Genomic DNA, 16,366 nt, shown 5'->3' on the forward strand with positions numbered 1-16,366 from the left:
CTCCGTGCGGACTACGCGCCGAACTCGCGGTCCAGAGCCGCGAACAGCTCCTCGTCGGTGGCCGCCTCGTAGTCGGCGTCCTCGGTCTCGACACCGCCCTGCAGGTCGCGCCACCGGCGCAGCACCGCCTCCAGCCGCGCGGTCACCAGGTCGGCGTCACCGTCGAGGGGCCCGGCCGCGGCCAGCGCCGCCTCCAACCGCTCGACCTCGCCGAGCACCGCGCCCGCCGCGCCGCCGTCCTCCGCCCGGACCTCGACCTCGAGGTAGCGGGCGAGGGCCTCGCACGTCGGGTGGTCGAACGCCAGCGTCACCGGCAGCTCAAGCCCTGTCGCCGCGCCGAGCCGGCGGCGCAGTGCCACCGCCGCCATGGAGTCGAAACCCAGCTCCTGCAACGGTCGTCCCGGCTCGACCGGCGCCACGGTGGCGTGCCCGAGCACGGCGGCCACGTGGGCGCGCACCAGGTCGAGCAGCACCCGGTGCCGGTCCACTTCGGACAGCGGCGCCAGCCGCGCGGTGAGCCCTTCGGTGTCCTCGCCCGCGCCCGCGAGCAACGGGTGCTCCGCGGCGAGCCGAGCCACGGCCGAGGAGTCCGCCCCGACCAGCCAGTACTCGTCGCGCTGGAAGGCGTAGGTGGGCAGGCCCACGACCACGGCGCCGGTGGGCGCGAAGAACGCCCGCCAGTCGACCGCCGTGCCGCGCGCGTGGGCCGTGGCGAGCGCCGTGACGAGCCGGTGCTCCTCGCCGTGGCCGCGCCGCAGCGTCGGCACGAACACGTCCGGGCCCGTGCTCGACAGGACCGCGTCCGGCCCCAGTTCGAGCGCCGTGGTCACGCCTTCGCCCAGGAGGCGCCGCACCGAGTCGTGGAACCGGACCGCGTCGCGGACGTGCCGCACCCAGTGCTCCGGGTCGGTCACGTCACCGCTCGTCGCGATCGGGATGGTCGGCTCCCGGTAGGTCAGACCCGTCGCGACCGCGCGGAAGTCGTCCAGCATCGGGTCCATCAGCACCGAGTGGAACGCGTGCGACACCGAGAGCCGCTTCACCCGCTCGAACTTCGACGCGACCAGCACCACGTCGGCCTCGACGCCCGAGATCACCACCGAGTCCGGCCCGTTGACCGCGGCGATGCCCACGCCCTCGGACAGCAACGGCAGCACGTCGGCCTCGGCGGCCTGGATCGCCACCATGGCCCCGCCCTCGGGCAGCGCCTGCATCAGGCTCGCCCGCGCCGAAACCAACCGGCACGCGTCCGGCAACGACAGCACGCCGGCCACGTGGGCGGCGGCGACCTCGCCGATCGAGTGCCCGGCCAGGAAGTCGGGCCGCACGCCCCAGGACTCCAGCAAGCGGTGGAGCGCGACCTCGAAGGCGAACAACGCGGGCTGCGTGAACTCCGTGCGGTCCAACCGCGCCGCGTCCTCGCCCCACATCACGTCCCGCAACACCGGGTCGAACCCGGCCAGCACCTCGTCCAGCGCGGCGGCGAACACCGGGTACACCCCGTACAGCTCGCGTCCCATGCCCGGCCGCTGCGAACCCTGGCCCGTGAACACGAACGCGGTGCGCGCGTCCCGACGTGCCCGCTCCACCACCGGCGGCACCCCGGGCCCGCCGGCCAGCACCGACACCGCGGCCTCCGCCTCGGCGCGGTCCGCCGCGACGATCACCGCCCGGTGCTCCAGCGCGGTGCGGGTGGTCGCGAGCGACAACCCCACGTCCGCCGCACCGCCGCGCGGGTCCGCCGCCAGCAACGCCGCGGCCTGGGCGGTCAGCGCCTCTTCGGTCCGGCCCGACAGCAACCACGGCACCACCCGCGGCTCGACCTCGGGTCGTTCGACGTCCGCCGGCGGCACGGCTTCGAGGATCACGTGGGCGTTGGTGCCGCTGATCCCGAACGACGACACGGCGGCACGGCGCGGGCGCGCCACCGCGGGCCACTCGACCGCCCCGGTGACCGGCCGCACCGCGCCCGCCGACCAGTCCACCTGCGTCGACGGCTCGTCCGCGTGCAGGGTCGGCGGCACCACACCGCGCCGCATCGCCTCCACGGCCTTGATCACCCCGGTGACGCCGGCCGCGGCCTGGGTGTGCCCGAGGTTCGACTTGACCGACCCCAGCCACAGCGGGTCTCCGGTGCGGCCCTGGCCGTAGGTGGCGAGCAACGCCTGCGCCTCGATCGGGTCACCCAGCGAGGTGCCCGTGCCGTGGCCCTCGACCACATCCACGTCCGAAGTGGACAGACCGGCACTCGCCAGCGCGCGCCGGATCACCCGTTCCTGCGACGGGCCGCTCGGCGCGGTCAACCCGTTGGACGCGCCGTCCTGGTTGACCGCCGACCCGCGCACCACCGCCAGCACCGGGTGCCCGTTGCGCCGCGCGTCCGACAAGCGCTCCACCAGCAGCAGCCCGACGCCCTCGGAGAACCCGGTGCCGTCCGCGCCCGCGCCGTAGGAGCGGCACCGGCCGTCGGCGGACAGGCCGCCCTGCATGCTGAAGTCGACCAACGTCTCCGTCGTCGCCATCACGGTCGCACCGCCCGCCAGCGCCAACGAGCACTCGCCGGCCCGCAGCGCCTGCACGGCCAGGTGCAGCGCCACCAGCGACGACGAGCACGCCGTGTCGATGGTGACCGCCGGGCCCTCGAAGCCGTAGGTGTAGGCGATCCGGCCGGACGCGATCGCGCCCGACGCGCTGTTGAGCGGGTAGTCGTGGTACATGACGCCCGCGAACACGGCGGTGTCGCTGCCGCGCAACGACAACGGGTCGATGCCCGCGCGTTCGAACGCCTCCCACGACACCTCCAGCAGCAGGCGCTCCTGCGGGTCCATGGTCAGCGCCTCCGCCGGGCTGATGCCGAAGAACCCGGCGTCGAACCGCCCCGCGTCGTGCAGGTACCCGCCGGCGCGGGCGTAGTGCTTGCCGGGCACGCCCGGTTCGGCGTCGAACCCGCCGTCGAGGTCCCACCCCCGGTTGGCGGGCAGGTCGGAGATCACGTCGACGCCGTCCGCCACCACCCGCCACAGGTCCTCCGGTGACGCCACGCCACCGGGCAGCCGGCAGGCCATCGCGACGATCGCGATCGGGTCGTCGTCCACCCGCCGTTCGACGACCTCCGCGCGGGCCGCCACCCGTGCGCCGAGCAGCTCGTCGAGGTAGGCGGCCACGGCCCGGCACGTCGGGTGGTCGAACACCAGCGTGGCGGGCAGCCGCAGCCCGGTCACCGCGTTGAGCCGGTTGCGCAGGTTCAGCGACGAGAGGGAGTCGAACCCGAGGTCGCGGAACACCCGGTCCGGGTCGACCGACGCCGCGCCGTCGTGACCGAGCACCTCGGCCGCGGCGGCGCGCACCTCGCCGAGCAGCACGCGGGCGCGTTCCTCGTCGCCGAGCGCGGCCAGCCGTTCGGCGGCGGAGGTCTCGCCCACGCTCTGCCGGACGGGCACCCGGGCCAGGTCGCGCAGCATCGGCGGCGCCTCGTGCCGGACGGCCCGTGCCCGCAGTGCGGCGCGGTCCACCCGCATCAGCGCGACGTGCGCCTCGTCGGTCCGCAGCGCCGCGTCGAACAACGCCAGTCCCGCGTCCACGTCCAGCGGCGGCAGCCCGAGTTCCGCCAGCCGCCGCACGTCCGCGTCGGCGAGCGACTCGCCCATGCCCGTCCCGGTCCACAGACCCCAGGCGAACGACGAGGCGGCCAGCCCTGCGGCGTGCCGATGGGCCGCCAGGGCGTCCAGGAACGCGTTCGCCGCGGCGTAGTTGGCCTGGCCGGGACCGCCGAGCGTCGCGGCGAGCGAGGAGAACAGGACGAACGCCGCCAGGTCGAGTCCCGCGGTCACCTCGTGCAGGTGCCACGCGGCGTCGACCTTGGGCCGCAGCACCCGCTCCACCCGGTCCGGCGTCTGGGCCGCGAGCACACCGTCGTCGAGCACGCCGGCCGCGTGGACGACCGCCGTCAGCGGGTGCGCCGCCGGCACCGAGCCCACCAGTGCCGCGACCGCGTCACGGTCGGCGAAGTCGCACCGGGCCACCGAGACGTGGGCGCCCGCCTCCGTCAGCTCGGCCACCAACGCGTCGACGCCGGGCGTGTCCGGACCGCGCCGGCCGGCCAGCAGGAGGTGCCGCACGCCGTGCCCGGCCACGAGCCGGCGGGCGACCCGCGCACCGAGCCCCGTCGTGCCGCCCGTGATCAGCACGGTGCCCTCGGGGTCGAACCCCGGCGCGTCACCACCGCCTTCAACCGCCACCAACCGGGGCGTGGCCAGGACGCCTTCCCGCACCGCGACCTCGGGCTCCCCACTGGCTATAGCCGCGGCGAGCACCGCCTCCGACTTTGCGAGCCCGTCGGTCTCCACGAGCACGAACGCCCCGGGGTTCTCCGCCTGCGCCGCCCGCACCGCGCCCCACACGGGCGCCACGCCCAACGCGGTCGCGTCACCGGTGACGACGACGAGACGGGAGGACGCCAACCGAGGCTCACCCACCCACTCCCGCAACACCCGAACAGTCCGCTGCACCACCTCGTGCACGGCGCCGGGCACCCCAGCCCCACCACCGGCAGGCCCGACCGCCGCGCCAGCAGCCGGCGCGACACCGACCAGCCCGTCACCGGCCGGCCTAGGCACCCGCCACACGACGACCTCGGGCACCTCATCACCCTCGAAGGCGGCGAGACCGTCCTCCCACCAGCCGTCGACCTCCAGCCACGCACCGTCCACCCCACCGGCAACCGCGGCGAGCGGCGTCCACTCCACCCGATAAGGCGTGTCCCGCCGGCCCGACCGCGCGTTCACCTGCTCGGCCGACACCTCCCGGATCACCAGCTCGTCCACCGACAGCACGGGCCGCCCGGCCGAGTCCGCCACCTCCACCCCGGACCCCGCCAACCGCACCCGCAGCGCGGTGGCCCCGGTCGCGTGCAACGTCACCCCGGTCCACGCGAACGGCAGCGCCGTCGCGCCGCCCTCGTCCGCCGTCACCAGCGCCGCGTGCAGGGCCGCGTCCAGCACCGCCGGGTGCAGCCCGAACCGGTCCGCGTCACCCCGCGCCCGCTCCGGCAGCACGGCCTCGGCGAACACCTCCTCGCCCCGCACCCACACGGCCCGCAACCCCTGGAACACCGGCCCGTAGGCATACCCCCGAGCCAGCAGAGCCTCGTAAGCCCCGGTCACGTCCACCTCGGTCGCACCGGCCGGCGGCCACTCGGAGGCCAGGTCCATCGAAGGCGCGCGGGCCGCGGACTCCGCGAGCGCGCCGACCGCGTTGCACACCCACGCGTCGTCGCCCTCCCGCCGCGAGTGCACGGCGACCGACCGCGCCCCGTACTCGTCGGCCACCCCGACGACCAGCTGCACCCGCACGTCCCCGTCGGCCGGCAGCACCAGCGGCTCCTGCAACGTCAGCTCGGCCAGCAGGTCGCACCCGACGTGGTCACCAGCCCGGATCGCCATCTCCAGGAGCGCCGTGCCCGGCAGCAGCACCGCGCCCAACGCGTCGTGATCGGCCAGCCACGGGTGCGTCCGCACCGACAACCGGCCGGTGAACACGTGCCCGCCGCCGTCCGGCAGCTCGACCGCCGCGCCGAGCAGCGGGTGGTCCACCCGGTCCTGGCCCACGGCGGGCAGGTCGGCCTCCGTCGCCACCGGCTCCAGCCAGAACCGGTCCCGGTGGAACGCGTACGTCGGCAGCTCCACCGTCCCCGAGCCGGGGTGGAACCCGGTCCAGTCGACGGGCGCGCCGTGCACGTACGCCGTCGCCAACGACAGCGCGAACCGGTCCAGGCCACCGTGGTCGCGGCGCAGCGAACCGACCGTCACCGCCGGCTCGCCCGAGTCCTCCACGGTCTCCTGCAGACCGACCTGGAGCACCGGGTGCGGGCTGCACTCCACGAACAGGCCGTAGCCGTCCTCCAGCAACGCGCGGGTCGCCTGCTCGAAACCGACCGTCCGACGCAGGTTCGCGTACCAGTAGCGGGCGTCCAGCACCGCCGTGTCGTCGAGCTTCCCGCCCGTCACCGTCGAGTAGAAGGCCACTGTGGACGATCGCGGCCGGACCGGCGCGAGCACGTCCAGCAACCGGCCCTCGACCGCCTCGACGTAGTGCGAGTGCGAGGCGTAGTCCACCGGGATGCGGCGGCCCTCGACCCCCGCCTCGGCCAGCTCGGCGAACATCTCGTCCAACGCGGCGGACTCGCCGCACACCACCACCGAACCCGGGCCGTTGACCGCGGCGAGCGACAACCGCCCGTCCCAGCGGTCCACCCACTCCTGCGCGCGCGCACGCGGCAGCGGCACGGACATCATGCCGCCCTTGCCCGCCAGCTCACCGGCGATGACGGCGCTGCGCAGCGCGACCACCCGTGCACCGTCCTCAAGGGACAGTGCGCCGGCCACGCACGCCGCCGCGATCTCGCCCTGCGAGTGACCGACCACCGCGGCCGGCTCCACGCCGCACGAGCGCCACAACGCCGCGAGCGACACCATCACCGCCCACAACGCGGGCTGCACGACGTCCACGGCCTCCAGCGACGGCGCGCCGGGCGCACCGCGCAGCACGTCGGTCAACCGCCAGTCCACGAACGGTTCGAGCGCTTCGGCGCACCGGGTCAGGCTGTCGGCGAACACCGGCGCGGTGTCCAGCAGCTCCACCGCCATGCCCGCCCACTGCGAACCCTGCCCGGGGAACACGAAGACGACACCCGGCTCTTCGTGCGCCACACCGCTCACGACCACCGGACCGCCGGCCGCGGGACGACCGGCGGCCAGCGCGTCCAACCCCGCCACCAACTGCGGACGGTCCGCGCCGAGCACCACGGCCCGGTGCTCCAACGCGGCACGGGTCGTCGCCAGCGAACGCCCCACCGCACCCACCGGCAGGTCGCGCACGGCCGCCAGCAGCCGCGCCGCCTGACCGGGCAACGCCTCCGCGGTGCGCGTGGACAGCGGCCACGGCGTCACACCGACGCCCGCGCCGTCCTCGACCGGCGGCACGTCCTGCGGCTCCGCCTCTTCCAGGATCACGTGCGCGTTGGTGCCGCTCACCCCGAACGACGAGACACCGGCCCGGCGCGGCCGGTCGGACGCGGGCCACTCGCGGGCCTCGGTGAGCAACCGGACGTCACCCGCCGCCCAGTCCACGTTCGGCGTCGGCTCGTCCACGTGCAGCGTCTTCGGCAGCACGCCGTGCCGCAGCGCCATGACCATCTTGATGATCCCGCCGACCGCGGCGGCCGACTGGGTGTGCCCGATGTTCGACTTGAGCGAGCCCAGCCACAGCGGTCGGTCCGCCGGCCGGTCCTGCCCGTAGGTGGCCAGCAGCGCCTGCGCCTCGATCGGGTCGCCGAGCCGGGTGCCGGTGCCGTGCGCCTCGACCGCGTCCACGTCGGCGGGCCCCAGTCCCGCGTCCTTGAGGGCGCGGCGGATCAACCGCTGCTGCGACGGGCCGTTCGGCGCGGTGAGGCCGCTGCTCGCGCCGTCCTGGTTGGTGGCGCTGCCGCGGATCACCGCGAGCACCCGGTGGCCGTTGCGGCGGGCGTCGGACAGGCGCTCCAGCAGCACCACGCCCGCGCCCTCGCCCCACCCGGTGCCGTCGGCCGCGGCGGCGAACGACCGGCACCGGCCGTCCGGCGACAACGCGCGCTGCTTGCTGAACTCCACGAACGTGTCGGTCGTGGCCATCACGGCGACGCCGCCCGCCAGCGCGAGCGAGCTCTCGCCCGTCCGCAGCGACTGCACGGCCAGGTGCACCGCCACCAGGGACGACGAGCAGGCCGTGTCCACGGTGACGCACGGCCCCTCGAAGCCGAACACGTACGACACCCGGCCGGAGGCGACCGAACCGTTGCTGTGGGCCTCCGGGTAGTCGTGGTACATCATCCCGGTGAAGACGCCGGTCGGGCTGCCCTTGAGCGACCGGGGGTCGAGGCCCGCCCGCTCGAACGCCTCCCACGACACCTCCAGCAGCAGCCGCTGCTGGGGATCCATGTAGAGCGCCTCGTTGGGGCTGATCCCGAAGAACGCGGGGTCGAACCCGGCGACGTCGTGCAGGAAGCCGCCCGTGCGGGCGTAGGACTTGCCCGGCCGGCCCGGCTCGGGGTCGTAGATCCCGTCCACGTCCCAGCCGCGGTCGCCGGGGAACTCCGTGATGGCGTCCGCGCCGTCGTCGACCAGCCGCCACAGGTCCTCGGGCGAGGCCACCCCGCCCGGATAGCGGCACGCCATCGCCACCACGGCAATGGGCTCGGTCGAAGTCGAACCGGAATTCTCCAGTTCGGTTATGCGCCGACGCGCCTCCCGCAAGTCCTGGGTGGCCCTTCTGAGATAGCCGAGAAGCTTTTCGTCGTCGCCCACCGCAGGCACTCCCCTGGTCAGCTTTCGCCCCAACGTCGACCGACGCTACGTTTTCCCCACCCCCTGACCACAACCCTTAGTCGTCCCGCGCGGCTCTTATTCACGCGGCGCGGTCCGCGCCGGCGGATCGGGGTCGGCGCGGACCGCGCGGGCGGGTCGGGCGCCGGTCAGCCCGGCGGGATCACGGATCCGATCCGGGACAGCGGCTCCCGGAACGCCGGGTACCGCTCGATCGCGTCCGCGAGCGCCATCTCGGGGTGCCGCGGTCCGCGCAGCACCGTGAACAGCAGCGGCAACGTCATCATCGAGCGCCGCGGCGCCAGGAACGACGCCACCTCGAACGTGGCCCGCGCCACCGCCGGGTTCTCCGCGGACACGCGGTTCCAGCGGGCGATGAACCGCTGCTGCCCCTTGCCGCCGCGCACCTTCATGGTCGACTCGGCGCCGGGGAACAGGCTGTCGTTGAACGTCGCGGCCTGCCACGACCCGACCACCGACTTCGCCACCGCGGTCTGCACCCGGCGGGTGAACCCGTCGGCGAGACCCCGCTTGACCAGCTCGGCGCGCAGCGCGAGCGCCTGGAACGCGGCCATCGACATGCCGGTGGCGTAGTTCGGGTTGAGGATCGTGGCCGCGTCGCCGACCACGAGGAACCCCTCCGGCACGGGCAGCTTCTCGAAGTGCCGCTGCCGGTTGACCAGGCCCCGGTAGGCGCGGATCTCGGTGAGCGGGCGTGCCGCCGCCATGAGCTCGGCCACCAGCGGGTCCTGCAGGCTCCGCGCGAACGCGAGGTAGCCCTCCTCGTCGGTGGGCGGCTGCGCGCCCTTCGTGCCGATCATCGACACGATCCACTTGCCGTCCTCGTTCGGCAGCAGGCCCGCGCCGCGACCGGGGCGGCCGGTGCCCGAGTCGGCCTGCACGAGGATCGCCGGGAAGCCGTCGGCCAGCGCCGCCGGCGCCTCGTAGGTGCGCCCGGCGTAGGCGAAGCCGGCGTCCTGGAGGTCCTCGGCGACCTTGGGCAGGCCCAAGGACTCCAGCCACACCGGCGCGCGCGACCCGCGACCGGTCGCGTCCACCACGACGTCCGCGGCCAGCGTGCGCTCGGGCCGGTCGGCGTCCTGGTCCGCCCGGCTCTCCAGCCGCACGCCGGTGACCCGCGCCGCGTCACCGATCAGGCCGACCGCCTTGGTCCCCTCGACCACGTCGATCGCCGGGTGGCCCAGCACCCGCCCGCGCACCACGTGGTCGAGCAGGTGGCGGCTGGCCGCGAGCACGTAGGCGCGCCCGTCGTACGGCCGCGACCAGCCGTGCATCGAGACGCCGAGGAACTCGTCGCCCATGCGCCTGCGGTGCGCGCCCGCCGCGTAGAGCAGGTCGCTGGTGCCGGGCAGCAGCTCGTCGAGCGCGTCGACCCCGCCGCCCATGAACATGTGGAAGTGGTGCCCCTGCGGCAACCCCTTGCGGGGTAGCGGCGCGTCGGGGAACCGGTCGCTCTCCACGACGGTCACCCGGTCCACGTGCTCGGCGAGCGCGGCGGCGGCGAGCATGCCGGCCATGCCGCCACCGAGCACGACTGCGTGCGTCATCACGGTCCTCCCGCGTCTGCCCGGCAGTGGGCGCGGCTCAGGCCTGGGCGGCGGCGCGGCGGCGCGCTTCCGCCTCCAGCGCGGCGAACGTCTCGTGCATGTCGGCGCGCATGCCCTTGAGGAACAGCTTCTTGAACACGGGGACGAACGCGCCGCTCAGCTCCACCTCGCGGGTGACCTTGACCTTGCCCTCGCCCACCGGCTCGAAGATCGTGTTGATCAGCATCTTCCCCATCGGCATCGGCGACTCGGTCGAGTAGCTGCGGCCGTCCTCGATCGCGGTGATGGTGAAGTTGCCGCGGGGGCCGCCGCGGGGCTTGGTCCAGCCGGAGGCGCCGACCTCGAACCGGCCCTCGAAGCCCAGCTTCTCCACGTGCGGGTCCCAGTCCTGCCACGCCTTCAGGTCCGAGGCGACCTGCCAGAGGTACTCCGGCTCGGCCTCGATCGTCGCGGACTCGCTGAATGACAGCATCACACACCTCACCTTTGCGCGGTCGATTTCCGCATCAGTCAAACCGCGCGCGCGGGCGCCGCACCAGAGGACGGACCCCCTAACAGTCGGTGGGCCCCTTAACGACTAGGGGGCACCACCGACACTTAGGGGACCGCCGGCATGGCCCAATTCGTCGCCGGACACTTCAATGAAATCGTCCCGGTCCGAGCCGACCCCGTGGAGTGCGACCCATGACGACAGCGCCAGAGCGCCCGCGACTCGTCGACATGCGGGCGCGGGCGGAGGAGTTGGCGGCCGTGCGGGAGTCCGCGGAAAGGGGCCCGTCGCCGCGCGCCTCGGAACAACAGCACGCGCGCGGGAAGCTCACCGTCCGGGAAAGGCTCGACCTGCTCCTCGACCCCGGCACGTTCCGCGAGGTCGAGCAGTTCCGCCGGCACCGCGCGACCGGCTTCGGCCTGGAGGACCGCCGTCCGCACACCGACGGCGTGGTCACCGGCTGGGGCGAGGTCGACGGGCGCACGGTCTTCGTCTACGCCCACGACTTCCGCATCTTCGGCGGCTCGCTGGGCGAGGCGCACGCGGAGAAGATCCACAAGGTGATGGACCTCGCCGAGGCCGCAGGCGCGCCGCTAGTGTGCCTGAGCGACGGTGCGGGCGCCCGCATCCAGGAGGGCGTCACCGCGCTGGCGGGCTACGGCGGCATCTTCAGCCGCAACGTGCGCGCGTCCGGGGTGATCCCCCAGATCAGCGTCATGCTCGGGCCGTGCGCGGGCGGTGCGACGTACTCGCCCGCGTTGACCGACTTCGTGTTCATGGTGCGCGGGATCTCGCAGATGTACATCACCGGGCCGGACGTGGTGGAGGCCGTCACCGGCGAGCGCATCACCCACGACGACCTCGGCGGCGCGGACGTGCACGGCAGCACGTCCGGCGCCGCCGCGTTCACCTACGAGGACGAGGCCGAGTGCCTGGCCGACGTCCGCCACCTGCTGTCGCTGCTGCCCTCCAACAACCGGGAGCTGCCGCCCGCCGCGCCCACCGACGACCCGTCGGACCGGCGCAACGACGTGCTGCTCGACCTGGTGCCCGCGAGCCCCAACCTCGGCTACGACATGCGCGCGGTGGTCGAGGAGATCGTCGACGACGGCGACTTCTTCGAGGTGCACGAGCGCTGGGCGCGCAACATCCTGTGCGGGCTGGCCCGGATGGGCGGCCACGTCGTCGGCATCGTCGCCAACCAGCCCTCGGTGCTCGCCGGCGCGCTCGACATCAACGCCTCGGAGAAGGCGGCGCGGTTCGTGCAGACCTGCGACGCGTTCAGCATCCCGCTGGTGACGCTGGTCGACGTGCCGGGCTTCCTGCCGGGCCGCGAGCAGGAGCACGGCGGCATCATCCGGCACGGCGCCAAGCTGCTCTACGCCTACTGCAACGCCACCGTGCCGCGGGTGCAGGTGATCCTGCGCAAGGCCTACGGGGGCGCGTACATCGTGATGGACTCCAGGTCGATCGGCTGCGACCTGTCCTTCGCCTGGCCCACCAACGAGATCGCGGTCATGGGCGCGGAGGGCGCGGCGAACGTCGTGTTCCGCCGCGAGATCGCCGCCGCGCCCGACCCGGCGGCGGCGCGGGCCCAGCGCATCAAGCAGTACCAGGCCGAGCTGGTGCACCCCTACTACGCCGCCGAGCGCGGGCTGGTGGACGACGTGATCGACCCCGCCGCGACCCGGTCGACCGTCATCGACGCGCTCGCCGTGCTGCGGGCCAAACAGGCCAAGCTGCCGTCGCGCAAGCACGGCAACCAGCCGGTGTGAGCCGATGAGCGCACCGCTGCTGCGCGTCCTCAAGGGACGGCCGAGCGACGACGAGCTGGTCGCGGTCGTGCTGGCGCTGGTCGCCGCCACCTCCGGCAACCCCGGACCGTCCCGTCCCCCGACGACGAGCCCCGGCTGGACCAGCGCGCCGAGCCACCGCGTGCCCGGCGCGTGGACCTCGCGCTGACCGGCCGGCACGCGGACCACGAACCCGGCGCGCGGCCCCCGCGCTCACCACCGAAACCTCAACCCGCCCAGACGCGCCGACCTCGCGCCCACCACCGATACCTCAACCCGCGAAAAGGACCGACCGTTGACCGCACCGCCCGTTGCCGGCGCCTGGATCAGGCGTTTCCACCCCTCGCCGGACGCACCCGTCCGCCTGGTGTGCTTCCCGCACGCCGGCGGGTCGGCGTCGTACTACTTCTCCACCTCGCGCGCCCTCTCCCCCGACGTGGAAGTGCTGGCCGTGCAGTACCCCGGCCGCCAGGACCGGCGGTCCGAGGCGTGCGTGGACGACGTGCACCGCCTCGCCGACCTGGTCGCCGAGGAGCTGGCCGCCTGGACCGACCGGCCGCTGCTGCTGTTCGGCCACAGCCTCGGCGCGTCCCTGGGCTTCGAGGTCGGGTGCCGGCTGGAGGAGTCGGGCGTGCGGCTGCTCGGCCTGTTCGCGTCGGGCAGGCGTGCACCCAGCCGGTGGCGTGACGAGCACGTGCACCTGTTGGACGACGACCAGCTCGCGGCCAACCTGGCCCGGATGAGCGGGACGGACTCGACCGTGCTCGCCGACCCCGAGATGCTGCGCGCCGTGCTCCCCGCCGTGCGGGCGGACTACCGCGCCGCCGAGACCTACCGCGGCCGGCCGGGCGCCCGGCTGGCCTGCCCGGTGCGCGCCCTGACCGGCGACGAGGACCCCGAGGTGACGCTCGACGAGGCCCGCGCGTGGGCCGAGCACACCACCGGCGGCTTCGACCTGGAGGTGTTCGCGGGCGGCCACTTCTACCTCAACGACCACGCGCCCGCCGTGCTGGCCTCGCTCCGCCGGCACCTCGCCCGGCCGACCTGACGGGGTGCCCGCGACCACGCCGGGGCAGCCCGACCCCACCGCGGCCCGACCCCGCCCGACCACGACCACCGCACCGGACCGGACGCCCCACCCGCCCACGCGCCGACCCGCAACCGGACCCGCACCCGCAACCGGCGAGACCCGACCCGAACCCGCAACAGCACCAGCAACCGGCGAAACCCGATCCGCACCCGCACCCGGCGCAACCGGACCCGGACCTGTACCCGCAACCGGCGCGGCGCGACCCGCCGACAACCCACCGGACCGACCGACCCGCCTGCCCGCGACCGCGCGCCGACCCCTGCCCGGCGCGGCCCTACGCCGGCGGGATGTCGTGCCGCACCAGCACCGCGGGCAGCTCGCTGCGGCTGGTCACGCCCAGCTTCCGGTAGACGCGGGTCAGGTGCTGCTCGACCGTGCTCACCGTGATGTAGAGCCGTCGCCCGATCTCGCGATTGGTGTGCCCGAGCCCCGCCAGCTGCGCCACCCTGATCTCGGCGTCGCTGAGCACCGCGGCGGTGGACGGCGTCGGACCCCGGCCGGCGGCCTCGCCCGGCGGCCCGCCCGGCTCGGCGCCGACGAGCACCTCCGCCTGCGCGGGCAGGCCGGCCCGGCACTCCTTGGCCTCGTGCGCGGCGCGGCGGGCGAACACCCGCGCCCGGTCCACATCGCCCAGCTCGTGGTGCGCCCGGCTCAGGTCCTGCAACGCGCGCGACAGCTCGAACCGGTCCCCCGCCTGCTGCAACGCGTCCACGGCCTGCGCGAGCAGCGCCGGCCGCTTCGCCACCTCACCGCACCCGGCGAGCACGCGCAGCGACAGGCCGGTCGTGCGGCGATCGGTGCCGCTCACCCGTTCGAGCTGGTGCCGGACCAGGTCGCGCGCGGTCAGCGGGTCGCCGAGCCGCAGGTGCGCCTCGGCCAGGTCCGTGCGCCACGGCAGCAGGGCCGGCACGTCGGCGCCCCGTTCCCGCGCCATCGCGCCGCACTCCTGGAGGTCGCCGACCGCCGCCAGCACCCGGTCGCTCGCGAGGTGGTGCAGCCCGCGGGCGCGCAGGAACCACAGCCCGTGCGACGTGCCCGCCATCGCGTCGGGCGTCGGCCGGCGCAACGTCTCCTCGGCCGCGTCGAGCCGCCCGGACGCCACCTGCGCGAGCGCGAGCGTCCCCAACGGCGAACCGACGCACACGCCCCAGTCGGCGGGCGGCATCAGCTCCAGCGCCGACTCCGCGGACGCGACCGCGTCCGCGAGGTCGCCCATCAGCAGCGCGAGACGCGCCCGGACGTCGCTGAGGTACGCCTGCCACGCCGTGGCGCCGCGCCGCGCGGCCTCCTCCACGAGCCGGTCGCACCACGCCGCGGCCTTCTCCGCCCGGTTGCCGTGCCCGAGCGCGATCAGCGCCGTGCCCATCGTCTCCAACGTCGCGTCGCCGAGCCGACTGCTGTGCAGGAGGTGCTCGGCGGTCACCGTCAACGCCTCGGAGACGCCCTGCGTCCACACGTTGCCGAGCAGGCTCGCCGCCCTCGTCCACGGGTTGTCCGCGGCGCGCTGGTGCGCGGGCCCCAGGTCGCGCACCCGTTCCCGGTGCGCGCCGTGCACCCACAGGTAGACCAGCCGCGCCTCCACGACCAACTGCGTGTCGACCTCGCGGTCCGCCCCCGCCAAGGAGTCCATTATCCCCAGCGCGAGCGTCGTGTCGCCGTGCCACAACGCCTCGCGGAGCGTGGCGAGGCCGTCCCGGTCGGACAGCTCGCCCTCGGCCGCGGCGGTGCGCACCAGCTGGCGCGCCACCCCCGCCCGCGACGGGCGGACCCGCCACGACGCCCGCACCACGGCGACGGCCAACGACACGCGCTGCCCAGGGTCCGTACACGTGTCCAGCGCCAGTTCGAGGTAGCGCACGGCGGTCTCCACGCGGTCGCCCGCCAACGCCACGTCCGCCGCCTCGCGCAGCACGTCCACCACCCAGTCCGCGTGCGGACCGGCCGCCTCCAGCAGGTGGTCGGCCACCTCGACCGCGGGCGCGCCGACCTGGCGCAGCAGGTCCGCGGCGTCGGCGTGCAACCGGGTGCGCCGCGTCCGGGGCAGGCTGTCGAGCAACGCCTTGGCCACCGCGGGGTGCCGCAGCCCGCACCCCTCCACCAGGCCGGCGGACACCAGCAGCTCCAACGCCCGCCGCACCTCCGGCAACGGCAGCCCGACCAGCCGCGCGACGTCGTTGGGACTGGCCTTGGCGCAGAGCACGGCGAGCCCGCAGGCCGTCTCCAGCAGCGGGGTGCCCCAGCGGTGCAGGGCGGCGACGACCTCCGGGCCGAGCAGGTCGCCCGGCGCGCCGTGCCCGCCCTCGCGCGACGCGGCGAGGTGCTCCTGGACCAGCACGGCGACCAGCAACGGGTTGCCCGCGCTCGACCGGTGCACGTCCGGCGCGACGCGCTTGGCCTCGTCCTCCGGCAGGAACCGCGACGCGTGCCGCACGACGCCGCGCACGTCCAGCGGGCCGAGCCGCAGCCGGCGGTGGGGCTGCCGGAACAGCTCCGCGTGGAACCTCGGCAAGGTGGACTCCGGCGTCGCCCACTCGCTGACGACCAGCATGACGCGCGCCGAGCTCAGCCGGCGCCACAGGTACAGCAGGAGCTGCAGGGAGGTGCTGTCGACGAACTGCACGTCGTCGATGCCGATGACGACGGGTCGTTCCCGCGACAGCTCGAGCAGCGCGCCGCAGACCTCGCGCGCGGCCCGCACCAGGCCGGGTTCGGCGTACCGGCCGGCGCCGATGTCGTGGTCGCCCTCGTCCACCGTGGCCGCGACCGCGGCGAGCGGTTCGAGCAGGCGTTCGGCGAGGTCGTCCGGCAGTTCCACCACGCGGAAGAGCTGTTCCATGACGGCCAGCTGGAGCTTGCTCTCCGCGGCCGAGCCGACCGCCATCAGCGACACCGCGCCCGACTCGGACGCCTGGCGGGTGAACTCGTGCAGCAGGGACGTCTTGCCCGTGGCCAGGCCGCCGCTGATCAGCGCGAGCTGGCCGCCGCCGACCGAGGTCTTGGCGAGCAAGGCGTTCAAGGTGCCCAGTGCGTCGTTGTGGTCGACGAATACCACCCAAGCGTTCCTTCCC

6 protein-coding genes and 1 pseudogene are annotated in these 16,366 nt (G+C 74.7%); 3 read left to right on the forward strand and 4 right to left on the reverse strand.

What is annotated here, in order from left to right; translation table 11 throughout:
- Nucleotides 1-11: 11 nt before the first annotated feature.
- The 3 genes and pseudogenes from AB0I91_RS07240 to AB0I91_RS07250 form a co-directional block, all read right to left on the reverse strand.
- Nucleotides 12-8,321: pseudogene (locus tag AB0I91_RS07240) on the reverse strand (type I polyketide synthase); the annotation flags it as partial.
- Nucleotides 8,322-8,506: 185 nt separating this feature from the next.
- The gene (locus AB0I91_RS07245; RefSeq protein WP_498776761.1) at nt 8,507-9,925 is read right to left on the reverse strand and encodes an NAD(P)/FAD-dependent oxidoreductase; all 1,419 of its coding nucleotides are present in this window, start codon (nt 9,923-9,925) and stop codon (nt 8,507-8,509) included.
- Nucleotides 9,926-9,962: 37 nt separating this feature from the next.
- Complete coding sequence (locus AB0I91_RS07250) at nt 9,963-10,397, reverse strand: SRPBCC family protein (protein WP_498776759.1); 435 nt, start codon at nt 10,395-10,397, stop codon at nt 9,963-9,965.
- A 212-nt stretch (nt 10,398-10,609) separates the two neighbouring features.
- On the opposite strand from AB0I91_RS07250, the gene AB0I91_RS07255 reads away from it, so the two are divergent.
- The 3 genes from AB0I91_RS07255 to AB0I91_RS07265 all read left to right on the forward strand — a co-directional run bounded on the left by AB0I91_RS07255 (nt 10,610) and on the right by AB0I91_RS07265 (nt 13,256).
- A complete protein-coding gene (locus tag AB0I91_RS07255; RefSeq protein WP_499614782.1) occupies nt 10,610-12,190 on the forward strand; it encodes an acyl-CoA carboxylase subunit beta in 1,581 nt (526 codons plus the stop codon).
- Nucleotides 12,191-12,194: 4 nt separating this feature from the next.
- Complete coding sequence (locus tag AB0I91_RS07260) at nt 12,195-12,377, forward strand: acyl-CoA carboxylase epsilon subunit (RefSeq protein WP_498776755.1); 183 nt, start codon at nt 12,195-12,197, stop codon at nt 12,375-12,377.
- A gap of 126 nt (nt 12,378-12,503) precedes the next feature.
- Nucleotides 12,504-13,256, forward strand: a complete 753-nt coding sequence (locus AB0I91_RS07265) for a thioesterase II family protein (protein WP_498776753.1) — start codon at nt 12,504-12,506, stop codon at nt 13,254-13,256.
- Between the two features lie 316 nt (nt 13,257-13,572).
- Here AB0I91_RS07265 and AB0I91_RS07270 read toward each other — a convergent pair whose 3' ends face one another.
- A complete protein-coding gene (locus AB0I91_RS07270) occupies nt 13,573-16,350 on the reverse strand; it encodes an AAA family ATPase (RefSeq protein WP_499635750.1) in 2,778 nt (925 codons plus the stop codon).
- Between the last annotated feature and the right edge of the window lie 16 nt (nt 16,351-16,366).

The sequence above is a fragment of the Actinosynnema sp. NPDC049800 genome (assembly GCF_040656635.1).
In the GTDB taxonomy this organism is placed as follows: domain Bacteria; phylum Actinomycetota; class Actinomycetes; order Mycobacteriales; family Pseudonocardiaceae; genus Actinosynnema.